This is a genomic window from Richelia sinica FACHB-800 (assembly GCF_014698825.1).
In the GTDB taxonomy this organism is placed as follows: domain Bacteria; phylum Cyanobacteriota; class Cyanobacteriia; order Cyanobacteriales; family Nostocaceae; genus FACHB-800.
This window is the reverse complement of sequence record NZ_JACJTT010000017.1, coordinates 1-25,029: the sequence shown is the minus strand read 5'-3', so window position 1 is coordinate 25,029 and position 25,029 is coordinate 1. Positions and strand designations below refer to the sequence as shown.

Genomic DNA, 25,029 nt, shown 5'->3' with positions numbered 1-25,029 from the left:
TAAAATTTTCAGTAGGCAAATTTTATGCAACTAAGGTTATGCTAGAACAAGGCACTATCAGCATTCATACTGAGAATATTTTCCCGATTATCAAGAAATCTCTTTACTCTGACCATCAAATTTTCTTGCGGGAACTAGTATCTAACGCTGTAGACGCTATCCAAAAAATCAAAATGGTTTCCCGCGCTGGGGAGTACAATGGCGACATCGGTGAACCAGAAATTACAATTACCATTGATAAAGATAAGAAAACACTGGCTATTGCCGATAATGGCATCGGGATGACTGCCGAGGAAGTGAAGAAATATATTAACCAAGTAGCTTTCTCTAGTGCGGAAGAATTTATTCACAAGTATGAAGGGAAAGCTGACCAACCGATTATTGGTCACTTTGGGTTGGGTTTCTACTCCTCCTTTATGGTGGCGAAAAAAGTAGAAATTGATACTTTATCTTATAAAGAAGGGGCCGAAGCGGTTCACTGGACTTGTGATGGTTCACCAGAATTTACCATAGATGAGTCTTCCCGCACTACTCGCGGTACTACTATTACCCTCACCTTGATGCCAGATGAGGAAGAATATTTAGAATCGGCAAGAATTAGAAATCTAGTCAAGACTTATTGCGATTTTATGCCTGTACCCATTAAGTTAGATGGGGAGGTGTTGAATAGACAAAAAGCACCTTGGCGCGAGTCTCCTAGCAACCTTACCAAAGAAGATTATTTAGAGTTTTATCGCTATCTATATCCTTTCCAAGAAGAACCCCTGTTGTGGGTGCATTTGAATACAGATTATCCATTTATTATCAACGGGATTTTGTATTTCCCGAAAATGCGCCCTGATGTAGATGTTACCAAGGGACAAATTAAGTTATTCTGCAATCAAGTGTTTGTCAGCGATAACTGTGATGAAATCATTCCCCAATTTTTAATGCCGATGCGGGGGGTAATTGATAGTACAGATATTCCCTTGAATGTTTCACGGAGTGCGTTACAAGGCGATCGCACCGTCAAGAAAATCGGCGATTATATAGCTAAGAAAGTAGGCGATCGCTTAAAAGAACTATACCGCGATAACCGCGAGCAGTATATCAGTGCGTGGAAAGATTTGGGAACCTTCGTGAAATTCGGCGTTCTCAACGATGAGAAGTTTAAAAAGCAAGTTGAAGATATTATCGTTTTCCGCACTACTGCCAAAGCAGAAGTTAAAGCTGCTGACACTCCCACCGTGGAAGTACAAACCCAAGATGGTGATGTTTGGCAAGATGCGACCCCAACAGAAAATACTGTCCTCAGCCTTCCCTACACTACTCTGAAAGAGTATCTGGAACGCAACAAATCACGCCATGAAAATCGAGTGTTTTACAGCACCGATGAAGCTAGTCAAGCTGCATACATAGAATTGCACAAAAATCAAGGGTTAGAAGTCCTGTTTATGGACTCCTTCATTGATACCCACTTTATTAACTTCCTGGAACAAGAATACAAAGATGTCAAATTTACACGGGTAGATTCTGATTTAGATAATACCCTCCTTGACCAAGATAAATCTGGGGAAATAGTTGACCCTAACACGAACAAGACCCGCAGCGAAGTTATTAAAGAACTATTTGAGAAAGCACTCAACAAACCCAAAGTTAACATCCGTACTGAAGCGTTAAAATCGGATGATCCTCAAGGTACACCACCTGCAATGGTATTGTTACCAGAAATTCTCCGTCGTCTGCGGGAAATGAACGCCATGATGCAGCAACAAACAGCCGAGTTTCCTGAAGACCATATTCTGTTAGTGAATACCGCACACCCATTAATTCAAAACCTGACTACCCTGAATCAAGGTAGTATTATTCAAGGCAGTGGTGAGTCACCTACAGGACAATTGGTGAACTTAATTTGTCAGCACGTTTATGACTTGGCATTAATGTCACAAAAAGGCTTTGATGCAGAAGGGATGAAGTCATTTATTGAACGGTCTAATGATGTACTGACTAAGTTAACAGAACAGGCAAGTAAGTAGCATTTGACCTGAAAGTAACATCTTTTGATTGAATATCAAGCTAGGGGTGCGGACGAGAAATCAAAATTCTCATCTGTCACCCTTTTGTTATATAGCAGGTGACAGGGGACAGGTGACAGGTGACAGTCTGAAGAGTCTTTTGGTGTTTAGGTTTTATAATCAGTTGGTGTTCTAACCGCCCTGTCCGTTGTTATGTAAACAAATAGCAGTTTGATAGCAACAATCAGTTACAACTGACTCACAGGTGGCATAAGATGAGCCAAAATATACTTTGTGCTATACACCTAGATCATACTGCGGTTTATGTCATCACCCCTTGACCGTCCGCTACAAATTAATCTGAGATTGCCTTCTAACCATCCCCAGTTATTAGAAGGACTAGATATTTGGCTACGTTTAGGCTTGATTTCCGATGCCAAAGTTAGGCAAATATGTAGCGAGTATTTGATTTGTGCTGTCATCTTCCAATCACAGGTAGAAAGTCAACCAGAGGTTTTTACAACAAGTTATCAGCGAACCACAGAACCATTAATTGCGACTTTACCACCAGAACCCCAACAGCCAGCTAAACCTAATTTCGTTACTTCGATGTTGCAGTCTTTAGGTGAGGAATTGAGTGTCCGCTGGCTGTTATTTTTAGGTGTGTTTTTGGTGGTGATTTCCTCTGGGGTGCTAGCGGCCAGTCAGTGGGAGAGATTTCCCGCAGTGGGACAGTATGGGGTGTTATTAACTTATACGCTGAGTTTTTGGGGTTTTACTTTTTGGGCTGGAAAACAAAGTAATCTCAGGTTGACAGCACAGACACTGTTAGCTGTAACCCTGTTGTTAGTGCCTGTAAATTTCTGGGCTATGGATAGCTTTGGTTTATGGCAAAGTCCTGTCAATTGGCTGGTAATGGCCATTGCTGCCTTGATACTTTCAGCTATTACTAGCTTACTCTGTAGCGATCGCACAATTATTGCTAATTTCCCCAGAGGCAAATTACCTTTAGTCAATCTTTTGGGTTTGAGTTATCTCCATTGGGGTTGGCAGTTTCCAGGCTTTCCCCTAGTGGCTGTGTATTTGGCGATGGTGGGTACAACGTTTACCAATGTTTATCAAAGCCTAAAATATCCCCAATCTAATGCTAATGAACAATCTAGTTGGGGTAAGGGTATATATTTTGCTGCCATTATTTATAGTTTATTAACTCTATTATCACGGGCTATTTTCTTAGCAGGGGTCAATGTCACTCAATTGGGGTTGGCTATTGGTATTTGTGGGTGGTTGGTGACTTGGTTAGCACAACAGCATCTCACCCTCTCTGAGGAGGCAGATAGAGAAGTGAGGGAAGATGTCAATTTCACCATTTCCCCATCTGCTTTACTCTGGGAACAACTAGGAGGAATTTTATTATTTCTGGGTTGGTTAGTTTCCGTAGTCACCCAACCAGCACAAGCCATTGCGGTGAGTGGTTTAAGTTTGTGGGTATTTAGCAGACGTGTACAAAAATATAGTTCCCGAATAGATTTAGCAGCGTTTTTTCTCGTTGGGTTACAAACAATTTGGTTAGGATGGCGGTTAGTTCCTGACCCAGCACAGAGATTAATCATTGCTACAGCTACTACTTTTACCAATGCTCAAACTCAACCTTGGGCATTATTGAGTGTGGCCTTATTTCCCTACATCATTTTGATGTTAGTCCTCAGCCATCGTTGGGGACGTGATAAGCCAGAATTAGAGACCTTTGGGGAACAGTTAACCCTGATATTGGGGGTTGGTTTAACGATGTTGGGGTTACTAAATCCCCTGTTGCGATCGCTCAATTTACTATTTTCTACCATCACCCTCGCTACTGTCACTAAACGTCGTTCTTTTGTACCCTTTTTAGTCTATTTAACCCATATCACCGCAGTTTTGACCCTGTGTTCTACCATCAATTGGCTATCACCCAATCTCAATAAAGACATTTGGGCAGCGATTTTGTTAGTAATTATGGTGGGAGAATGGGTATTTAGTCTCGGTGAAGGTATTTGGCAGCGTAGCAGCTGGTATATCGGTTTAGGACTAGCTGCTCAAAGTTTTGCATTCTTATTTGTTAATGTCCAATCATCAGCCACTGGCATAATTTACGTTTCTAACCAGTGGGGTGTCATTTGGTTAATTACACCTTTAGCACTCACAGGTTTAGCTAGTCGCACCAGGGAACAAAAACAAACAATCAATACTTTCGTCAGTGTGTTAGCGGTGATAGCGTCCCAGTTCCTAACCTTAGCGGTAACAGAAACCAGATTAATCGGTTTAGGGGTAGGTGTGGGTGTGATGTTTATCAATACCCGCTATGTGAAAAAGCAAGAATTGGCAGGATTAACAATTGGGTTAGGACTGAGCTTTATCGCTGCCCTACTATGGATTATACCGGATTTAACTCTATCAATTTGGGTGATGGCAGGTGCGATCGCTATTTTTAGTTTATGGGTAGGAAGCACCTTACTACTCCGGCAAAATCAGGAATTAACAGAAATTTATAGTTTAGCCGCAGATAAATGGGCGATCGCTCTATGTGGTGTAGAGTTATTAGTCATGACTGTACACTCAGCCCTCGTTTATCAAAACATCCTCAAAGCCGGAATCTTTTATATTATTGCTACTGCCATTACTTTAGGTGCAATTATTTATCGCAGTTGGCAACAACCAAGTAACATCGCATTTTATAGCATCGGCTGGTGTTTAGAATTATTAGCAGCAGAAATACTCGGTTTTGGTGAACATTCCATTGTGAAAATAGCCATTGCCAACATTGCTTTAGGCTTCTCCTCCCAAATATTTGGTGAATGGTGGAAACGAAAATATCAATTAGCCAAATTACCCAGCAGCTTCCACATTCTTCCCCTCATCTATGGTGCCTTTAGTATTGTTCTGCGGTTAACCACCTTTACCAACTGGACTGGTTTTTGTTCTTTGGGTGTAGCCTTAATTCTGGTTGGTGTCGGGAGAAGAAGAGAAGAATTCAAACCCCTGTTATATCTGGGTATCATCGGTATCTCTATTTCTGCCTATGAATTATTGTTCTATCAAATGTTCCAAGCTACAGGAGGACAACTAGGAGATGGCTTAATTGCCATGTCAGCTTTAGGAACCAGCATCTTATATTTTTACCGTATTCTTGCCCCTTGGTTAGTCAACTACTTCCAGTTGTCCCTGAGAGAACTGAAAAATATTGCCCATCTCCACTGGGTTTGGAGTAGCGGCTTATTCCTGGTTGCGGTGATAGTTCCCCTGGAAATCAATCTTTACGTAGCCATAGGCACAGGAGCATTTTTAATTCGTTATGCCATTTGGCAAGGTAGAAGAGATGCCATCACCCCCAGAAACATAATTGGAAATATCACCCTAGATGAAATATGGGTGTATCTGGGTTTATTCACCGCAGGGATAACAGGTCTTTACTTACAGAAATTACCTAATGTCAGTTTTTGGTCTCAACTATTACTACCTTGGCAAGGTGCGATCGCTTGCGTCATTGCCTACTTCCTTTATATCTTACCTTGGGAAACCTGGGGTTGGTCAAAAACCCCTTGGCAACGTGCTGCTTACATTTTGCCATTAATCATTGTAGGACAAACCAGTCTGCAAATTTCTTCCATCACTTTAGCGATCGTTGCCATTTACTATATCTTCATTGCCAAAATCGCTAATGCCATACGCTTTACCTACCTGAGTGTAGCCTTAATTGATTGGGCATTATTTAATTGGTTTTTTGACCTCCGCCTCACCAATAGTCTTTGGTATGTTACACCTATCGGCTTATCATTTTTATACATTGCCCAAATCGACCCACAACTGCAACTACCAGAAACTAAAAACATTCGCCACATCTGGCGGATAGTAGCCAGTAGTATAATTTGTGGCTGGCCAGTTTTATTCCATCAAAACCTGCCCCTCATTCCCGGAATTTTCAGCCTCATTGCCATATTTGCTGGACTAGCTTTGCGTATTCGCGCTTTTCTCTATGTAGGTACAGCCGCCTTTTTCTGTACCAGTATCTATCAACTAGTCATTTTCAGCCTCCGCTACTCCTTCCTCAAATGGATAGTCGGTTTACTAGTTGGTATTTTATTGATTTACATAGCTGCTAATTTTGAAACCCGTCGTACCCAAATCAATACTCTGCTTCGCAACAGCAGTAATCAATTTGAGGATTGGCAATAGGATAATGGGAATGTAAAAATATTGACGTTTGGTGAAATTAAATATGCGTTTCTCATCACCCTTGTAGAGACGTTACATGTAACGTCTCTACATCCATTACCACCAGAGGTCTATTACCTATAGCCGTAGACAAGACAGTTAGGACATTAACTACAACTAAAACTTAGACACTCAAAGGCTTTTAGCACTGTCACCTGTCACCTGTAACCTGTCCCCTGCTATATATAAACCCTTCACCCACTCCCATTCCTGCTTTAACCCTTCCCGGAGAGAAACTTGCGGCTGATAACCAAGGATTTTTCGCGCCTTAGACACATCAGCCGCTGTGTGACGCGCATCTCCCATCGCCTTTTCGATGTGGTTGCGTTTTATAGGTTGACCAACAATTTCCTCCATCGTGTCTAACACCTCAGCTAAAACCACCCTGCTACCACCACCAATGTTAAAAATTTCCCCCACCGCTGAAGGTGTAGCAGCCGCAGCTAAATTAGCAGCTACGGCATCACTGACAAATGTAAAATCCCTGGTTTGTTGTCCATCTCCATAAATAGGAATCGCTTCATCCTGTAAAACAGCTTTAAAAAACTTATGAAAAGCCATATCTGGCCTTTGTCTAGGCCCATAAACCGTAAAATAACGCAACGCCACAAATGGCACACCAAAGTTTTTATGATAAAGCCCACATAACCTTTCAGCCGCTAACTTCGTAATCCCATAAGGTGAAACTGGTAAAGGTGGAATACCTTCATGGGTTGGTAAAGTTTCCGCATCACCATATACACTGGAAGTTGAAGCATAGACCAACCTTTGCAAATTTTTCGCATCCTTAGCCGCTTCTAATAAAACTTGAGTAGCATTAATATTTCTTTCGGTATAGGCACGAAAACCTTGGCCCCAGGAATTTCTCACTCCTGCTTGAGCTGCTTGATGATAAACTACTTCCACATCTACCAGCAGTTTTGGCCAATCTAAAGATTGAATATCTCCTTCCACTAAAGTGAAATTCGGTGAGCCTTTTAAATGAGCTAAATTATTGCGTTTAAATTGCGGTTCGTAATAATCATTAAACTCATCAATACCAATTACTTCTTTTCCTTTTTTTAGTAGTGCATCAACTAAATTAGAACCAATAAATCCAGCAGCGCCAGTGACAATAACTTTACTCATATTTTTGATTTTTTTTAAATCTTATTTATATCTAAAATAGAAAAATAATCTAGATTTACTCTAATCAATAATTTTTCTAGTAAATTATTTTATACCATAGTATAGCTAACAATACCTTTGAAATTTTATTGAAGATTTTCCATCACCTTTTAACCAAAGTCCTTACACACATCTGTTCAAAAATCAATCTGTAGTCAGCATGAATTGTCTGGCTCTTGATTCGGTAGGATATTTAAGGGAAAATTTGATTCGCGAGTAACCCGCAGGGATTCTCGTTTCGCAAGGAACGCACGAGGACATCAGTGAAAGTTTTAGTTGTAGGTAATGGGGGACGTGAACACGCTCTAGCGTGGAAACTGCTGCAATCCAATAAAATTGAGCAAGTTGTCTGTGTACCAGGCAATGGCGGCACAGCAATTATGGAACGCTGCCAAAACTTGCCTTTAGCAGTTGATGACTTTGCAGGCATTAGCGCCTATGCTTTAGCAAATGGTATTTCTTTGGTGGTAGTCGGGCCAGAAGTGCCATTAGCCCAAGGAATTACAGATTATCTCCAAGCACAAGGATTAATGGTATTTGGCCCTAGTCAAGCAGGGGCGCAAATCGAAGCTAGTAAGGCTTGGGCTAAGGCTTTGATGGAAGAAGCAGGAGTCCCCACCGCCAAGGCTGGTGTATTTACAGATGCTGTATCTGCCAAATCCTACTTACACTCTCAGGGAGTGCCAATAGTCATCAAGGCTGACGGTTTAGCCGCAGGGAAAGGTGTGACAGTTGCTCAAACCTGGGAACAAGCAGAAAGTGCCATTGATGCAATTTTCCAAGGACAATTTGGCAGTGCAGGCAGTTCTGTGGTGATTGAAGAATGCTTGCTTGGTCAAGAAGTATCAGTTTTAGCATTAACTGATGGGTTAACCATTCGTCCCCTCTTACCTGCCCAAGACCATAAGCGAGTTGGTGAAGGCGATACAGGAGAAAATACGGGCGGAATGGGAGCCTATACCCCTGCACCCATTGCCACAGCGGAGTTGATGGCACGAGTACAAACGGAAGTTTTAGAAAAAACGATCGCTGCATTAAGAAATCGGGGCATTGATTACCGGGGTATTCTTTATGCTGGATTGATGATTACACCAGATGGTGATTTTCGCGTTTTAGAATTTAACTGTCGGTTTGGTGATCCAGAAACCCAAGTCATTTTACCTATGCTGGACACACCCCTAGAGGATTTAATTCTAGCCTGTATCGAGCAGCGTTTAGGAGATATGCCCCCCATTGCTTGGAAACAGGGCGCAGCAGCCACCGTAGTAGCCGCTTCTGGGGGATATCCCGGCAACTATGACAAAGGTAAGGTCATTACTGGCATTGACCAAGCCACAGTCGCAGGAGCAACAGTCTTTCATGCTGGCACCAAGTTGGATGCACAACAACAAATCCTCACAGATGGCGGTCGGGTATTAAATGTCACTGGACTAGGCGAAAATTTCCAACAAGCGATCGCTCAAGCCTACAAAGGACTCCAACACATCCAATTTGACGGCATCTACTACCGCCGGGACATTGGGCATCGAGTCTTGAAGTAGAAGGCAGGAGGAAGGTGACAGGTGACAGGGAACAGGTGACAGAAGAAAAAGAGTGAATTGCATTCTTTTCTTCACTTGCGTTCGCGCAGCGTGGCGCAGCCATACTTCTGCAACTCCTAAACTCCTTCCCCTACCATATTTGGCAAAGAAACTGTTAATTTTTAAGTTGTTGGAGTCAAAAAAAAGAACTACTAACAACTCTATTGAACATGCTGGGTCCTTTGAAAACAATCCGAGATGCGATCGCCAATTGGTGGTCAGAGTTCACCCTCCAGACTAAACTTCTAGCCGTTGCTACCCTAGTAGTCTCCCTGGTAATGAGTGGTTTGACCTTCTGGGCTGTGAATACCATTCAACAGGATGCACGTCTCAATGACACCCGTTTCGGTCGTGATTTGGGACTGCTGCTTGCTGCCAATGTTGCGCCCTTAGTGGCTGATCACAATCTCACAGAAGTGGCTAAATTTTCCCAAAGGTTCTATAGCAGCACATCTAGTGTGCGCTATATGCTTTATGCCGATGAAACTGGGCAGATATTTTTCGGTGTACCTTTTTGGGAACCGGAAGTCGAAAACTCCCTCACCATTAAACGGCGTATACAATTACCAGAAGATTATGCTGGAGACACTGACCAACCAATGGTGAGGCAACACATGACCCCAGATGGGGCTGTGACAGATGTATTTGTCCCATTAGTTGTTGATAAAAAATATTTAGGGGTGTTGGCTATTGGCATTAATCCCAATCCCACCGCCGTTATTTCTACTAATTTTACCCGTGATGTCACCATTGCTGTGTTTATCACCATTTGGGTCATGGTTATTTTAGCTGGTGTTATTAATGCCTTAACTATTACAAAACCAATTAAAGAATTATTAGTAGGGGTCAAACAAATTGCCGCTGGTAACTTTAAACAACGGATTGCTTTACCTTTAGGAGGTGAACTAGGAGAGTTAATTTTTAGCTTTAATGAAATGGCAGAACGTTTAGAACGTTATGAAGAACAAAATATTGAGGAATTAACCGCTGAAAAAGCTAAATTAGAAACCCTAGTTTCTACAATTGCTGACGGTGCAGTGCTGATTGATAACAGTATGCAAGTTATTTTAGTCAACCCCACAGCCAGAAGGATTTTTGGTTGGGAGGGTGTGGATGTGGTTGGTAACAATGTCTTGCATCACTTGCCTACATCAGTGCAAATGGAAATCACCCGTCCTTTATATGAAATGGCGGTAGGTGAATGTGAAAGCGCAGAGTTTCGGATTCCTTTAAATCAACCTACCAAACGCACTATCCGTATTCTTTTAACTACAGTTCTCGATTTACAAAGGGAAAGTCTCAAAGGTATTGCCATAACCGTTCAAGACATCACCCGTGAAGTTGAATTAAATGAAGCGAAAAGCCAATTTATTAGCAACGTTTCTCACGAACTGCGTACACCATTATTTAACATCAAAACTTATATAGAAACTCTACATGATTATGGTGAAGATTTAGGTGTAGAAGAACGGCAGGAGTTTTTACAAACAGTTAATAATGAAACTGATAGATTAACTCGGTTAGTTAATGATGTGCTTGACTTATCTAAATTGGAATCTGGACGTACTTACAATTTTGATAAGGTAGACTTAGCCCAAGCCTTAGAACAAACATTACGTACATATCAACTTAATGCTAAAGATAAAGGTATTGAATTAGTTCAAGATGTAACTGCCAATTTACCTTTAGTAGTTGGTAATTATGATTTATTACTGCAAGTCTTTGGTAATTTAATCGGTAATGCTCTCAAATTTACACCCGCAGGTGGTAAGGTTGCCATTCGTGCTTATCAGTTAACCTCTCCACTCAATAATCATAATCAACCTGGTAAAGTCCGCATCGAAATTAGCGATACAGGTATTGGTATAGCACCAGAAGACCAACAAGCAATATTTGACCGCTTTTTTAGAGTGGAGAACCGAGTTCACACCTTAGAAGGAACAGGCTTAGGTTTATCAATTGTCAGAAATATTATTGAAAGACATCACAGTAAAGTAAATTTAGTGAGTGAAGTAGGTGTGGGTACAACATTTTGGTTTGATTTAGATGTATTTGAAACTGTGCCCGTTGCATAGATGTTGGTGATTTTCACAAAATGTATAGAGAGCGATCGCGAAGTGCTGCTGCTTTCAGCAGATCGCTGTGTTTAGGAATGCTAAGAGAACAGATAACTTTTATGTGTCAGGCTTTTGGGTTTCCCACCGGGAAATAATCTCTAGTCCAGAAGGGAAAAAGATGAATTTTGGTTGCTGCTGTAAATCACCCAATCGGGTGTTTAACTCTCTTTTCAAAAACTCCTAGAATGCTTATACTTTAAACCTTTTGTTTTTACTCTTTTGATTTTGTATCTGCCCATACAGCAAAGAAGACTAAAAGAAAATGAAGAAATTGGTTTTTTGAATACCAAAACTATAGAATACTAAGAGTAGCCGGAAATACAAAATTTTCCTTTCTCCAGCCTCTAAATGCCTATTTTTGGGTAAATGAGTACAGCAAAATCACAAGCTCATGATCTGGCCAAAACCGCTGCAAATTCGTACAGGCTAAGATATTTGTCCTGAGTACAAAAATGCTGACTCCCTAGCTCAAAAATACTAGTACCCATGTGCAAAAATACTAGTACCCCTACCCCAAAAGAAATGTAAAGTTATTTTAACTGGGTTAGTTGAGGCTGTTGAGTACAACCTTAATCTATTCAATAAATATAATCAGCATCGGTTTTTGCCTCTGCTGGAGAGTCACCTGATATAAGCAGGAAAAGTACAAGGCTCATTTAACCAGACAGTACCGATGCAACAGTCTTTCGAGAGTACCAGTAATTCTCATTCTGCATCCGCAGAACGGAGACAAAATCAACTTTCTGGCCTTTTTCTTGAGCCATTAATCAGTGATTTTCGGATTATTTTTGAGCGAGATCCAGCCGCACGTAACTGGTTAGAAGTTTTCTTCTGCTACCCTGGATTTCATGCGCTGTGTCTATATCGTTTTGCTCACTGGTTGCACCGTCGAGGAGTAGCATTTTTCCCTCGCTTTATTTCCCATTTAGGGAGAATGTTCACAGGCATTGAAATTCACCCAGGCGCAAAAATTGGTAAGGGTGTGTTTATCGATCATGGCATGGGTGTGGTGATTGGTGAAACTGCTATTGTTGGAGATTATACCTTAATTTATCAGGGTGTAACTCTCGGTGGAACTGGGAAAGAAACTGGTAAGCGCCACCCTACAGTTGGGAATAATGTGGTTGTAGGTGCTGGTGCAAAGGTGTTGGGAAACATTCAAATTGGCGATCGCGTTCGCATTGGTGCAGGGTCAATTGTGTTACGCAATATCCCCGCAGATTCTACAGTAGTAGGCATTCCTGGACGGATTGTTTCTCGTAAACAACGCAACGGCTTACTGGAACATGGAAAGCTTCCCGATGTAGAAGCCACAGTTATTCGTTCTTTACTGTCCCGCATTGAGCAACTGGAACAGAAATTAGAACGTTTGACTAAAGATGAACCAAACTCTTGAAAGTTGAATTTTGTTGATGTTACCAAATTGTAATTCTGACGCATTAGGCGAGCAAATTTTGCTGATCCCTTTGGCTGATAGATGGTCAGTTTATCACCGCTTACAAGAGTTAAAAATTTCTTGTTCTTGTCCACCGGATGGTTCTTTGCGAGTACAAGTTAATAATGTTCAAGAAGCAATTCTCATCCGTAGTACATTAATGCAGTTTTTTGCTTCTCGTCCGCAGTTAATAGCCTGGTTAAATTGTTGTTGGCAATACAGTCATGAATGAAAAGATATGGTGCAGGGTATGGCTATTATCCACCCCATTATCGAGCACAGATTATCTCTAAATAATTGGTGTGAGTGATGACAATTGCAGCTAAAGGAGATGATTAATCCATACAATATCAGAGCTAAATCTCAGATGCAAGTACATTATTTCATCGAAAATCTTGTAAGTCATTATTCACTCACAAATTAGCTTGCAGACTCCAGCAATTTACCCTAAGCTTAGTTTTCATCCTGTTGGCAATACTTCACCAAACTCTGACATATGCTCTGCCATCAACTAGTGAAGTTAAGCCAATTAGTTACGACTTGGAAATTTGTAAAGTCAATTATGTTAACCCGTAGTAGTGAGAAAAAATTACTCCAATTCCTCCACAAAGAATTAGAGCTTTCTCAGGCTGATATCGCTGTAGCACTCAAACATCGTGAATTTAATCATGGGCCGATACCGATGTTACTTTGGCAGTATGGCTTAGTGAATTTAGAACAGCTAGATAAAATTTTTGATTGGTTGGCAGAACATGCCTAAAAAATTAATAAGTAAAAATTAAATTTGCCCATTTATCAGGTTTTGGTTGTCGAGGGGTTGAATCTTGAAGGTTTATGTTTCTGTGCCAATTGTCCAGGGTGAAGAAAATAGCAACCAAAACCGAGTAACCTTCATTTTTAATTTTTAACTACCCCAGAGTGAGGTCAATACCATGGTTACTAGTTTAATTGCGGGACTAAGTATATTAATTTTGACAGGAGTTGCTAATACTTATCTGGGTTATTGGTTGTTAACAAAAAGTTCTCAATCCCGCCGGAAAGGAACTTTGTAAAACTTACCATTTTTTAGTTCCCTGTCATACAGATTATTTCCTGATATTTAGGTAATAATGAAGGATCGTAAATCATGCTTAATCAGGAATAATTTTTTAGCATTTACCTGACGTAAAGTATTTATAGCACATCTACCACTGCAAAGAATTTCAGCCAGCAAAGATATTCAGACAGTTCTGCTAGAGGGATGTTTCCAATGCATCAAATCATTGTTAATGATACAACATTACGTGATGGCGAACAGGCGGCGGGTGTTGCTTTTAACTTAGAAGAAAAAGTAGCGATCGCTCGTTTTCTAGATTCCATCGGTGTTCCTGAATTAGAAGTAGGAATTCCCGCCATGGGAGCCGAAGAAATGCGTGCCATTACCGCCATTGTTAATTTAGACTTAAGTGCCAAATTACTAGGTTGGAACCGCGCTGTTATATCTGATATTAAAGCTTCTATCGCTTGTGGACTGCAACGAGTACATATTGCCATACCCGTTTCTGGTATTCAAATTGCGGCTAAATTTCATGGTCAGTGGCGAGTTAGTTTACAGAAATTGAAAGACTGTATTAGTTTCGCACTAGACCAAGGTTTATGGGTATCTGTAGGTGGAGAAGATTCATCGAGAGCCGATGAAAGTTTTCTCCAAGATGTGGCACAATTAGCACAGGAATGGGGTGCATCTCGCTTTAGATTTTGTGATACTGTTGGCGTTCTCGATCCCTTTAGCACCCATAGAAAAGTTAAGCGATTAGTATCTACTTTATCAATTCCTGTAGAAATTCACACCCATAATGATTTTGGTCTAGCTACTGCTAATGCACTATCAGGAATTAAAGCAGGTGCAGTATCAGTAAATACTACTGTTAATGGCTTAGGAGAAAGAGCCGGAAACGCTGCTTTAGAAGAAGTGATCATGGGTTTAAAATGTATCTACGATGTTTCCTTGGGAATTGACACTCGATGCTTATTAGAACTATCTCAATTAGTATCACAAGCATCCGGTGCAAATGTCCAACCTTGGAAAGCAATTGTTGGCGAAAATACCTTTGCTCACGAGTCAGGAATTCATGCTCATGGTGTTCTGCAAAATCCTGACACCTATGAACCATTTAATCCTGAAGAAGTTGGTTGGGAGCGGCGTTTAGTAGTCGGTAAACATTCTGGTCGTCATTTAGTTTCTAATCTATTAGAACAGCATGGCATCTTTTTGAATCCTCAAGAAACCCAAGCTGTGTTAGATGCTGTCCGTCAGCAATCAATTCTGAAAAAGCGCAGTCTCACTACAGAAGAGTTGCTGAATTTAGTTCGTGAACAGAGGTATTCTCATGCGACCAGATGAAATGGAACTCGACTCAGAACCAGTTTTTGAAATTGGTCAAAAAGTCCGCATTAAGAAACTAATCAAAAATGATGGTACTTTTCCTGGTCGCGAAATTGGAGAAGTATTAGCCAAAATTGGTGATGTTGGTTATGTTGCCAGTATTGGAACATTCTTGCAGACTTACTATATCTATGCTGTGCATTTTTTAGATACAGGGTACATCATCGGTTGTCGAAAAAGAGAACTAGAATCTGCTGAGGAAAACACAAACAATGAAAGTAATGCTACGGGTCAATAATTCCGGTAATTTAACTGTTTATGTTGCTAAAAAAGACCTGGAAGAAGAAGTAGTCAAACAAACACCAGGGGAATCAGGAACAGTTCTCACTCTCGCCAACGGTTGGGAATTAGAATTTAGCAATTTACCAGATAAAGGCAGTTTACCTTTAACAGTGGAAGCTAAACGTCTATCTTAAAAACTGGATAGGCAGGTGGGTAAAGTTCATCTTTGGTTTCATGTTCAGCTAATTACTTAGTTGCTAGGATGGTAATTTTTGGTAATAGGTAATTGGCACTTCACCCATTACCCATTGCCGATTATTTAAGATTAGCAATATAGGAAAATATTATTTTAGCTGACATGATATTACCCTAGCTAATCGCTGTGCAATATCAGTTGATTTGATAAACTTTGAGGTTTGGATATGGGTGACAAGTTACTGACGCTATCGGACTTAGATATTGAAGGTAAGTTTTTAGGGTTTGTCGCTGAAGAAAAGGGTAAATATAAGCATCTACGGTTGGCAATTCCCGCAGGTAATGTCAAAATTAAACTACCGAAACAGTTGCGTTGTTCGATTATTTCGGCGTTAATGCCTGGTGAGCAAATTCGCGTGAGTGCGATCAGTAAATTAAATCCCCGTACCAATAAAATTAAACTCAAAGCTTATCGAATTCAACAAGTTGGCTTTTGTCCAGTGGAAAAGCGACCACACCAACCAAAAGCCAAGATTATGGTTTGTCAGAAGTCTGGCTGTGTGAAACGGGGTGGTAAAAGTTTATTATCAGAGTTACATAAAACTTTGTGCGATCGCGGTTTGTTAGATAAAGTAGTAATTGAGCATACTGGCTGTCAAAAACGTTGTAGCAGCGCACCTAATTGCGTAGTGATGCTGGGTAAAAAACAATACAAAAAAGCCCATCCCGAAGCGATCGCATCATTACTAGAAAATCATCTCACTTAATTTGGTGCAAAATCAATAGTGATGACAGACAGAAAAAATCATTTTTTTTTCCTCTGAAAAAAGTGCTATTTTCTTCAGCAATATCATCTCTCTACAGATTTGGACACATCCTCTAGGGAGATGATCTGTTAAGAGAGTAGCATTAAATTTATTTAGTACGTTGTTAAGCACAGCAATTAAAGGGGTTTGGTTCAGCACCAAACCTTTTTTATTTTTGATCATTGCGGCAATATCAGTTTTATCCATATTTGTACACAATCTCTAGACAGATGAACGAAAGAGAGACTGATTCTAAATTAATTTTGGTGTAGTAAATGCTTGGTATATGAAGAGGCTTGGCTTAACCAAGCCTTTTATTATGAAATTTAGATATAGGCATGTAGTTTAATTCTTGGCATTGCTGATTGTGGTGATCACAAGGAATAAGAAATAATCTTTTTATATATTATTAGACATCTGGTAAAAATGAATGTAGAGACGTTCCAGCAGAACGTCTCTATAAGGGTTTCAAACCACGCACATTTAATTACTACCAGATGTCTATTTAGTATATCTATATTTTTGACTAACTTTTGATATCCCCTCTGAGACAATAGTCATTATTTTCCAAGAACCAAAAACCAAATTTAAAAAAATATTGCAAATTTACAGTTATCTTTTACACTTTCTGGGGAGAAAGTTAAAATAATAACATTCTATCAATAAATACAATTTGCCTATCCCTATGACAAGCAGCAATATAGAGGTAGTTTTCAGCTTCGATACTACAGGAAGTATGTATCCTTGTTTAACTCAAGTACGACGCAAAATCAAACAGACAGTCACTAGATTGATGAATGAACTACCATTAATTAAAATTGGGATTATTGCTCATGGTGATTATTGTGATCAAGATTCAACCTATGTTACGAAAATTTTGACCCTCTGTGATGATGTAGATCAGATTTGTGATTTTGTTCAAAATGTGGAACCCACTGGTGGTGGAGATGCACCAGAATGTTATGAATTGGTATTACATCAGGCTCAATCTTTATCTTGGTCAGACTCAGCTAATAAATCCTTAGTTTTAATTGGTGATGACCTGCCCCATGCACCAGCACACAACCCACAAAAGCTGAATTGGCGAAAAGAATTAGAGAAATTAGCTGATGGGGGTATTACAGTTTATGGTGTGCAGGCCCTGAATCGTTCCCATGCTACTCCTTTTTATCAAGAAATAGCCAATAAATCAGGGGGATTTCATATCAATCTTGACCAATTTTCCTATATTACTGATTTATTTTTAGCAGTTTGTTATCAGCAATCGTCTAATGAACAACTCCAGGCTTATGAACAAGAAATTATTAGCCAAGGGAGAATGAATAGAGGCTTAAATAAAATCTTTAACACCATGATGAAGCGGGAAGCGACATCCTATTTTGAATCCACTGATTTAAGGGCTGTAACACCTGGACGGTTTCAAGTGTTGGAAGTAGAACAGGATATTTCTATTAAGGCTTTTGTGTTAGAAAATGGCTTAAGATTTAAAATTGGTAGGGGATTTTACGAATTCACCAAAACTGAGACTATACAAGCCAAAAAAGAAATTATTCTCATGGATAGGACAACGGGTGATTTATTTGAAGGTGGTGCAGCAAGAGAAATGTTAGGTCTACCGATGGATGCAACGATTCGCATTAAACCTAGTAATTTAGAAAAGTATATTGTGTTTGTTCAAAGTACCTCCGCTAATCGGAAGTTAATTGGCAATACCAAATTTTTATATGAAGTAGAAGATTGGGATAGTTAATATAGGATATACTGCCCCAGGCAATAGCAGATAATGATTGAAAATCGTCCTCATGAATGTGGCGAAAATCAGGCGATCGCTAAACACTGTTAGTCTAGAGTTATCTGTACCAAGGTCTGCCTAGTGCAGGTTTGATATTCTAGAAAATCTATTTGCTGGGTATTTTGCTTTACATCTTATGATCCAAATTTCCTCTGAAGCGAAGCGTGTAGCAGAAGTACGGCGGTTGTTACAACAAGCTAGCTACGCCTATTATGTCTTAGATGCACCGATTATGGAGGATACTGTCTATGACCGACTGTATCGTGAATTACAAGAATTAGAAGCTAAATATCCAGAACTGGTAACTCCTGATAGTCCTACCCAAAGGGTAGGGGAAAGACCAGCAACCCACTTTACTTCCGTTCGCCATAATATCCCCCTCTATAGCCTGGAAAACGCTTTTAACCTGGAAGAATTGCAAGGATGGGAACAACGTTGGCGACGACATTTACCACCTCAGTATTCGCTGGGGGATGTTGACTATGTGGCAGAATTGAAAATTGATGGTGCGGCCTTAGCTTTAACTTATCAAAACGGGGTGCTGGTTCGTGGTGCCACCAGGGGTGATGGGGTAACGGGTGAAGATATTACCCAGAATGTGCGGACTATTCGCGCCATACCTCTGCGCTTAAACTTTGATGGAATGGAAAATATCGAAAAGGTAGAAGTGCGGGGAGAGACATTTTTACCTTTGGATGTATTTAAAGAAATTAATCAGGAAAGACAAAAAGCCGGTGAACAGGTGTTTGCTAACCCCCGCAATGCCGCAGCGGGTACACTCAGACAATTAGACCCCCGCATTGTGGCACGACGCAGGTTAGATTTCTTTGCTTATACCCTGCATATTCCCGGAATGGATGATGCAAGTATTGCTAATACCCAGTGGGATGCTTTGGAATTGTTGCAAAAGATGGGTTTTCGCGTCAACCCTAACCATAAGTTATGCGCGACTTTGGCAGAGGTAGGGGAATATTACGAATATTGGGATAGGTCACGGCTGAATTTACCCTACATGACCGATGGGGTGGTAGTGAAGCTGAATTCCTTTAAGCTGCAAGAACAGTTAGGGTTTACCCAAAAGTTTCCCCGCTGGGCTGTAGCCCTCAAATATCCAGCAGAGGAAGCGCCAACTCGCGTAGAAAGAATTACGGTGAATGTGGGCAGGACTGGGGCCTTAACACCATTGGCAGAAATGTTACCTGTGCAGTTGGCAGGGACTACAGTTTCTCGCGCTACTCTACATAATAGCGATCGCATTGCCCAATTAGATATCCGCGTTGGTGATACGGTCATTGTTCGCAAAGCCGGGGAAATTATTCCTGAAGTGGTGCGGGTAATTAAAGAATTGCGTCCAGCAGATACTCAAGCTTTTATTATGCCAACTGACTGCCCTGTCTGCGGTCAACCAGTTGTCAGAGAGTCGGGGGAAGCAGTAACCAGGTGTGTGAATGCTTCTTGTCCAGCCATTCTCAAAGGAGAAATTGAACATTGGGTCAGTCGTGATGCCTTAGATATTAAAGGGATGGGTGAAAAGCTGGTGCATCAATTGGTAGATAAAGAGTTGGTGCATTCCGTTGCTGACTTATATCATTTGACCACAGAAAAACTATGTACCCTGGAACGGATGGGTCAAAAGTCAGCCGAAAAATTAGTGAATGCGATCGCCCAATCAAAAAATCAACCTTGGGCTAGGGTATTATATGGTTTAGGGATTCGTCATGTAGGCAGCGTCAACGCCCAACTATTGACAGAGAAATTCACTACCGTAGAAAAGTTAAGTGCCGCTAAACAGTCAGATATAGAAGGCGTTTACGGTATCGGTGCAGAAATTGCTCAATCAGTCTCTCAATGGTTCCGCACCCCTGCCAATCAAACCTTGATTTCCCGTCTCCAAGAAATTGGCTTGCAATTTACTCAAACAGAAGAAACACTAGTAGTTGGTAAAATTAACGCCCAAATTGCAGGTAAAGTTTTTGTCATTACTGGCACGTTACCTACCTTAAAACGTGATGAGGCTAAAGGGTTAATTCAAAAAGCTGGTGGTAAAGTCACAGACTCAGTGAGTAAAAAAACAGACTATTTAGTTGTGGGGGCAGATGCAGGTTCTAAGTTAGAAAAGGCCCAGTCTTTGGGAATTACTCAGTTGAGTGAGGAACAATTATTAGATTTGTTAAACACCTAAAGTGCAGTGTATTTCGCTTAGGGCAAATCTACAAAACTTGTCCAATCTCTTTTTCCCTGCTGACCTAATCATCATTAACTGAAGATGATATTAGACCCGACACCCCACACCCTCAATTTCTAGGATGTGCATTACAACTATACATCAGGTTAGTTTTCCCCTGGGAGAGCTAATTTCTGTAATTTAACAGCAAAAAAGGCCAGATATATGACAGTTCCTGCTACTAAATGATACATCAAACTTCCGGTCGCTGGCGTTTAGGACTGGGTTTATCCTTAGTCACAGTTTTTCTCTGGGGAATTCTGCCTCTAGCTTTAGCTGTCACACTACAAGTCCTAGACGTTTACACCGTCATTTGGTTTCGCTTTTTTGGTTCTTTTTTATTGCTGGCAATTTATTTAGCTGTGCAGAACAAACTACCCAATTTAGGACAATTAAGTTCTACATCTTGGCAGTTATTAGTAATAGCTACTATTTTTTTAGCAGCTAATTACTTTCTGTTTATGCAAGGTTTAGCTTTAACTACTCCTGCCAATGCTGAGGTAATTATTCAATTAGCCCCGGTGCTATTGAGTTTCGGAGGATTAGTTTTATTCCGAGAACGTTATACCCAGTGGCAATGGTTGGGAGTGGGTGTATTAACTTTGGGGTTTGTCTTATTTTTTCATGCACAGTTAGCTAATTTAATTACAGCCCCAGATAAATATTTACTAGGCAGTGGATTACTAGTTTTAGGTGCAGGTGCTTGGGCAATATATGCCTTAGCGCAAAAGCAGTTACTACAATATTTATCTTCTGAAGGTATCATGTTAATCATTTATGGAGGATGTACTTTACTATTTACACCATTAGCTCAATTTAAAACTCTTTTGAATTTAGATATTTTACATTCTTCCATGTTAATTTTTTGCAGCTTGAACACCTTAATTGCCTATGGTGCTTTTGCCGAATCTTTAGAACATTGGCAAGCATCCAGAGTGAGTGCAGTGTTAGCTATAGCCCCGATTATTACCTTAATTGCCGGATGGTTAACATCAGCAATTGTACCAGGATTAATTGCTCCTGAAAATATCACCTTCATTGGCATTATCGGTGCAATTCTGGTTGTGATTGGTTCCGTTAATATTGCTTTAGCAAAAGCTAATTAAGATAATTCTCACTTCTATATTCTGACAATTACAGGATACATACTGAGGCAATTTACTCGATAATTTGTTAAGATTTTGATGTGAATACAGGTATATAGATTTAATCTTTACTTGGTGTATTTTTGTCTACCGCATTGACTCCGAAAATTCAAATTTTCACTGGCTGAAATTCACCAGTAAACATCTGCCAATAAATCCAGGAAATGAGGCGAATTAATTATGTAGTTTCGTCAGGGTGTTAAAACAACTACCAAAATCATAGCCTCGCTCAACAACATCACCACAACAGTTAAGCGATGAATAGTTTGTTTGGTAATTGGGCCAGCACCCTGAGAAAACATTCCCTATTGCTGGTTCTTTCTATGCTGCTGCCAACATTTGGTATGAGTAATGCTGTGATGGCAGCAGAGAAAGTTTATGCTGCTTATTCGAGTTTAGAGTTTGCAATTCCTGTTAGCTCTTTAGAAAGATATGTAGAAACTGGTTTCATTGATCTAGATCTAGCTGGATATGAGCAGTATATCTTACCTCACAAACTGCAAGAAATAAGGCAGATTTTAACTCAGCCTATCAAAATAAATCCTATGGTAGCGGCTCATTTTCTCTCCTCTGAACAGGGGGCATTTTTGCTGCGAAGATTAACTGAATTAATCAAAACCAAATATGGAGAATCAGAATTTAATCTACAAGCTTTAAAAACAGCTTTAATTTCTGCTTCTGAAGCACCGGAAGGTTTTACTTTATTAAATTTATTGCGTCAATATCCCAATCAAAGTATTCATATTGATGTAGCTTCTAGTTTAGAAATTGCAGCAGAGTTGGGAAAACTGATGAGTGCAACTCAACAAGCGATCGCTGCTGTCCAAGCACAGGCTACTATAGAAGCAGCTAATTTACCCCAATTGCCCCAACCTGCAACCCCAGGTAATCTGTCATTTCAACAATATCAAGTCAAATTTTTCGACCATAAACGTCAGCGACTGTTATTAACAGATATATATATTCCTGTGGTGAAACAACCAGTACCTGTAATTGTGGTTTCCCACGGTTTAGGCTTAGATAGTAGCAATTTTCGCTATTTAGCTCATCACTTAGCTGCCCATGGTTTTGCAGTGGTGATTCCTAACCATCCAGTTAATCATCAAAAAATCAATTCATTACTCGTAGAGAAAAGAAAATTCCTGACCAATACCAACAGTGAATTTAGCGACCCTAGTGAATTTAAAGATAGACCTTTAGATATTAAATTTATCCTCGATGAATTAGAAAAAAGTAACAAATCAGATGCCAGATTGCAAAATCGTCTCAACTTACAACAAGTGGGAGTATTTGGTCAATCACTGGGTGGTTACACTGCACTAGCTTTAGCAGGGGCAAAAATTGATTTTCAGCAGTTACGAGCAAACTGTCAACCAGAAATCTTAGATAAAACCTGGAATATATCTTTGCTGCTGCAATGTCGAGCTTTAGAATTGCCAGCCAAGTCTATTACCAAGTATAATTTTCGAGATGAAAGAGTCAAAGCAGCGATCACAGTTAACCCCATCACTAGTTCTATTTTTGGTCAACAGGGTTTAAGCCATATTCAAACCCCAGTCATGATAGTAGGTAGCAGTGACGATACCGTTGCACCTGCTTTAGCTGAACAAATTCTGCCTTTTTCCTGGGTAACACAACCCCATAAATATTTAGTCATGCTCTTAGGTGCAACCCACTTTTCTACCATTGGTAATAGCAGTGAACAAAGCAAACAAGTCCAACTACCACCGGAAATGGTCGGAGATGCTGTCCAAGCACGTCAATCTATCAATGCGTTGAGTTTACCTTTCTTCCAAAATTATGTGCATGGTAAATCAGAATATCTACCTTACCTCAAAGCTACCTACGCTCACAGCCTTTCCACTCCCTCTTTAAAGGTCAATCTCGTCCAATCTCTCAATCAACAACAACTAGCACCCTTACTAGATAATCCCCTCAAAGGACTAAATCCACCAAAAAAAAAATCCCTCACATTATAGCCAAATTCGGATTTTGGATTTTGGATATCGGAGTTTCCTTACTGCATGTCATAATTTTCTTGTGATGCTCCGAAGGTTAGTAATTGGTGACTGGTAAACAAACAGAAACTCTACAAGGATTTCTCAACTTAAACAAACCATTTGATTGGACTTCCCACGACTGTGTAGCGCGGGTGCGGAAGCTGTTGAGGATGAAAAAGGTAGGACATGCAGGAACTTTAGACCCAGCAGCTACAGGGGTGTTACCAATTGCTTTAGGTAAGGCCACAAGATTATTACAATATCTACCAGGAGAAAAAGCCTACAACGCAACTATTCGTTTTGGGGTGCGTACCACCACCGACGATTTACAAGGGGAAATTATCGCTACCCAATCTTGTCCAGAATTGAATTTAGATGACGTAAAAGCAGTAATGACCTGCTTCCTGGGAAAAATTGAGCAAATACCCCCCAGCTACAGCGCAATTCAAGTCCAGGGAAAGCGTCTTTATGATTTAGCACGTCAAGGTGAAATTGTAGAAGCACCTGTACGAACTGTGGAAGTATTCAAGATAGAAGTGTTAGACTGGCGGGATGGTGATTTTCCTGAATTGGATTTAGCGATCGCTTGTGGTGCAGGTACATATATTCGAGCGATCGCCCGTGATTTAGGCATAAAATCAAATACAGGTGCTACTCTAGCTGCCTTAACCCGTACAGAAAGCAGTGGTTTTCATTTACCAGATAGTCTCACCCTCACAGACTTAGAAAACCAACTCTCAGCAGCAACCTTTCAACCTCTGTCCCCAGATGCAGCTTTGCAACATTTACCCTCCCTTACCCTAGTTGCACCAGAAAGTACAAAATGGTGTCAAGGTCAAAAAATCCCTGTCAATGTAGATACTGTGGGACTGGTGCGAGTTTATCAACCAGAAATAGGCTTTTTAGGAATTGCTAAATTAGAAAATCAGTTATTAATTCCCCAAATGGTATTTGAACCAATATCTTAGAGGGTGTTTATTTGGTCAGTTTTTTAGTAATAAGTAGATGGGCATAAAAAATATAATATCTTCCGTCATTGCCAGCAATGCAGTCTCAAGCCTATATTTTCAGGTATACGTAAGTCATAAAATATTTAATTGATGATATAAAGAAGGTAAGTTTACAATTGATATCATTTTAACAGATGAAAATCTCTACATTCATTCTCGGAGAAGGCTATTCATTATTCATCGATTTTAATACTCGCTCTATTTGCCTGGGTGCGTCAATCTGTTCGGGACCCCAAAGATAAATTGCTTTGTTAAAATATTCTTCACTACTGGCTGTATCTTCCATTTTTTGATAGGTTAATGCTAGTTGAAAGTAGGCTTCTGCAAGATCGCATTTTGCACGAATTCTATCTAATATTTCAATTGATTCCTGATGACGAGTAAGAGCTGTTTCAATTTTGTTCTGGATACGGTAAAGTTCAGCTAAACCTGTTAATGCTTTTGCCTTTACCTGTATATAATTGGTATCTTCTGCAAATGAAACTGCATGATTATACATTACAAAAGACTTTTCTATTTTTGCTAAGTTCTTATATGTTGTACCTAGTAGTAAAAAACTCAGAAATGTTGAATGTTAAGAAAAATCAGATAAAAATAGCCCAAAATATGGTAATTTTGGGCGAATAATTAAAATATATTAGTTAAGTTGTGATTATAAATTCCTTT

19 protein-coding genes are annotated in these 25,029 nt (G+C 40.1%); 16 read left to right on the top strand and 3 right to left on the bottom strand.

The annotated features are described in order from the left end of the window. Nucleotides 1-38: 38 nt before the first annotated feature. Nucleotides 39-2,015 (top strand): molecular chaperone HtpG, encoded by a 1,977-nt coding sequence (gene htpG, locus H6G73_RS13320; RefSeq protein ID WP_190605158.1) that lies wholly within the window; start codon nucleotides 39-41, stop codon nucleotides 2,013-2,015. A gap of 303 nt (nucleotides 2,016-2,318) precedes the next feature. After that, nucleotides 2,319-6,206 carry a DUF2157 domain-containing protein gene (locus tag H6G73_RS13315; RefSeq protein ID WP_190605156.1) on the top strand — a complete coding sequence of 1,296 codons (3,888 nt, stop codon included), beginning with the start codon at nucleotides 2,319-2,321 and terminating at the stop codon, nucleotides 6,204-6,206. Nucleotides 6,207-6,377: 171 nt separating this feature from the next. Here H6G73_RS13315 and H6G73_RS13310 read toward each other — a convergent pair whose 3' ends face one another. Next, complete coding sequence (locus H6G73_RS13310; RefSeq protein WP_190605153.1) at nucleotides 6,378-7,373, bottom strand: NAD-dependent epimerase/dehydratase family protein; 996 nt, start codon at nucleotides 7,371-7,373, stop codon at nucleotides 6,378-6,380. Between the two features lie 302 nt (nucleotides 7,374-7,675). Here H6G73_RS13310 and purD point away from each other — a divergent pair, with 302 nt between their 5' ends. The 9 genes from purD to H6G73_RS13265 all read left to right on the top strand — a co-directional run bounded on the left by purD (nucleotide 7,676) and on the right by H6G73_RS13265 (nucleotide 16,153). Then, nucleotides 7,676-8,953: a phosphoribosylamine--glycine ligase gene (purD, locus tag H6G73_RS13305; protein WP_190605151.1), complete on the top strand. Its 1,278-nt coding sequence runs from the start codon at nucleotides 7,676-7,678 to the stop codon at nucleotides 8,951-8,953. 209 nt (nucleotides 8,954-9,162) lie between these two features. After that, a complete protein-coding gene (nblS, locus tag H6G73_RS13300; RefSeq protein WP_190605149.1) occupies nucleotides 9,163-11,067 on the top strand; it encodes a two-component system sensor histidine kinase NblS in 1,905 nt (634 codons plus the stop codon). A 715-nt stretch (nucleotides 11,068-11,782) separates the two neighbouring features. Next, the gene (gene cysE / locus H6G73_RS13295) at nucleotides 11,783-12,505 is read left to right on the top strand and encodes a serine O-acetyltransferase (protein WP_190605147.1); all 723 of its coding nucleotides are present in this window, start codon (nucleotides 11,783-11,785) and stop codon (nucleotides 12,503-12,505) included. Between the two features lie 16 nt (nucleotides 12,506-12,521). Next, nucleotides 12,522-12,776 carry an Asr1405/Asl0597 family protein gene (locus H6G73_RS13290; protein ID WP_190605145.1) on the top strand — a complete coding sequence of 85 codons (255 nt, stop codon included), beginning with the start codon at nucleotides 12,522-12,524 and terminating at the stop codon, nucleotides 12,774-12,776. Nucleotides 12,777-13,106: 330 nt separating this feature from the next. Beyond that, complete coding sequence (locus H6G73_RS13285) at nucleotides 13,107-13,304, top strand: DUF2949 domain-containing protein (RefSeq protein ID WP_190605143.1); 198 nt, start codon at nucleotides 13,107-13,109, stop codon at nucleotides 13,302-13,304. Between the two features lie 489 nt (nucleotides 13,305-13,793). Further along, a complete protein-coding gene (gene nifV / locus H6G73_RS13280) occupies nucleotides 13,794-14,927 on the top strand; it encodes a homocitrate synthase (protein WP_190605141.1) in 1,134 nt (377 codons plus the stop codon). Beyond that, nucleotides 14,914-15,207, top strand: a complete 294-nt coding sequence (locus tag H6G73_RS13275; RefSeq protein WP_190605139.1) for a nitrogen fixation protein NifZ — start codon at nucleotides 14,914-14,916, stop codon at nucleotides 15,205-15,207. Before nifV ends, H6G73_RS13275 begins: the two co-directional genes overlap by 14 nt. Continuing rightward, nucleotides 15,182-15,385 carry a putative nitrogen fixation protein NifT gene (nifT, locus tag H6G73_RS13270; RefSeq protein ID WP_190605137.1) on the top strand — a complete coding sequence of 68 codons (204 nt, stop codon included), beginning with the start codon at nucleotides 15,182-15,184 and terminating at the stop codon, nucleotides 15,383-15,385. The genes H6G73_RS13275 and nifT overlap by 26 nt, the downstream gene beginning before the upstream one ends. Nucleotides 15,386-15,613: 228 nt before the next feature. Next, nucleotides 15,614-16,153, top strand: a complete 540-nt coding sequence (locus H6G73_RS13265) for a (2Fe-2S) ferredoxin domain-containing protein (RefSeq protein ID WP_190605135.1) — start codon at nucleotides 15,614-15,616, stop codon at nucleotides 16,151-16,153. Between the two features lie 12 nt (nucleotides 16,154-16,165). Here the strand turns inward: H6G73_RS13265 and H6G73_RS13260 are convergent, their stop codons facing one another. Then, nucleotides 16,166-16,399, bottom strand: a complete 234-nt coding sequence (locus H6G73_RS13260; protein ID WP_190605133.1) for a hypothetical protein — start codon at nucleotides 16,397-16,399, stop codon at nucleotides 16,166-16,168. Between the two features lie 478 nt (nucleotides 16,400-16,877). Between H6G73_RS13260 and H6G73_RS13255 the strand changes: the two genes are divergently transcribed. The 5 genes from H6G73_RS13255 (at nucleotide 16,878) to truB (ending at nucleotide 24,321) form a co-directional block, all read left to right on the top strand. After that, on the top strand, nucleotides 16,878-17,942 hold the full coding sequence (locus H6G73_RS13255) for a vWA domain-containing protein (RefSeq protein ID WP_190605131.1): 1,065 nt from the start codon (nucleotides 16,878-16,880) through the stop codon (nucleotides 17,940-17,942). 178 nt (nucleotides 17,943-18,120) lie between these two features. Next, the gene (gene ligA, locus H6G73_RS13250) at nucleotides 18,121-20,166 is read left to right on the top strand and encodes an NAD-dependent DNA ligase LigA (RefSeq protein ID WP_190605129.1); all 2,046 of its coding nucleotides are present in this window, start codon (nucleotides 18,121-18,123) and stop codon (nucleotides 20,164-20,166) included. Nucleotides 20,167-20,393: 227 nt separating this feature from the next. Continuing rightward, nucleotides 20,394-21,314, top strand: a complete 921-nt coding sequence (locus tag H6G73_RS13245; protein ID WP_190605127.1) for a DMT family transporter — start codon at nucleotides 20,394-20,396, stop codon at nucleotides 21,312-21,314. A 362-nt stretch (nucleotides 21,315-21,676) separates the two neighbouring features. Then, a complete protein-coding gene (locus H6G73_RS13240; protein WP_313947957.1) occupies nucleotides 21,677-23,332 on the top strand; it encodes an alpha/beta hydrolase in 1,656 nt (551 codons plus the stop codon). A gap of 86 nt (nucleotides 23,333-23,418) precedes the next feature. Continuing rightward, a complete protein-coding gene (gene truB / locus H6G73_RS13235; protein WP_190605125.1) occupies nucleotides 23,419-24,321 on the top strand; it encodes a tRNA pseudouridine(55) synthase TruB in 903 nt (300 codons plus the stop codon). Nucleotides 24,322-24,529: 208 nt separating this feature from the next. On the opposite strand, the gene H6G73_RS13230 is transcribed toward truB, so the two are convergent. Next, entirely contained in the window at nucleotides 24,530-24,862 is a 333-nt protein-coding gene (locus tag H6G73_RS13230) for a tetratricopeptide repeat protein (protein WP_418889591.1), read from the bottom strand. Nucleotides 24,863-25,029: the final 167 nt, after the last annotated feature.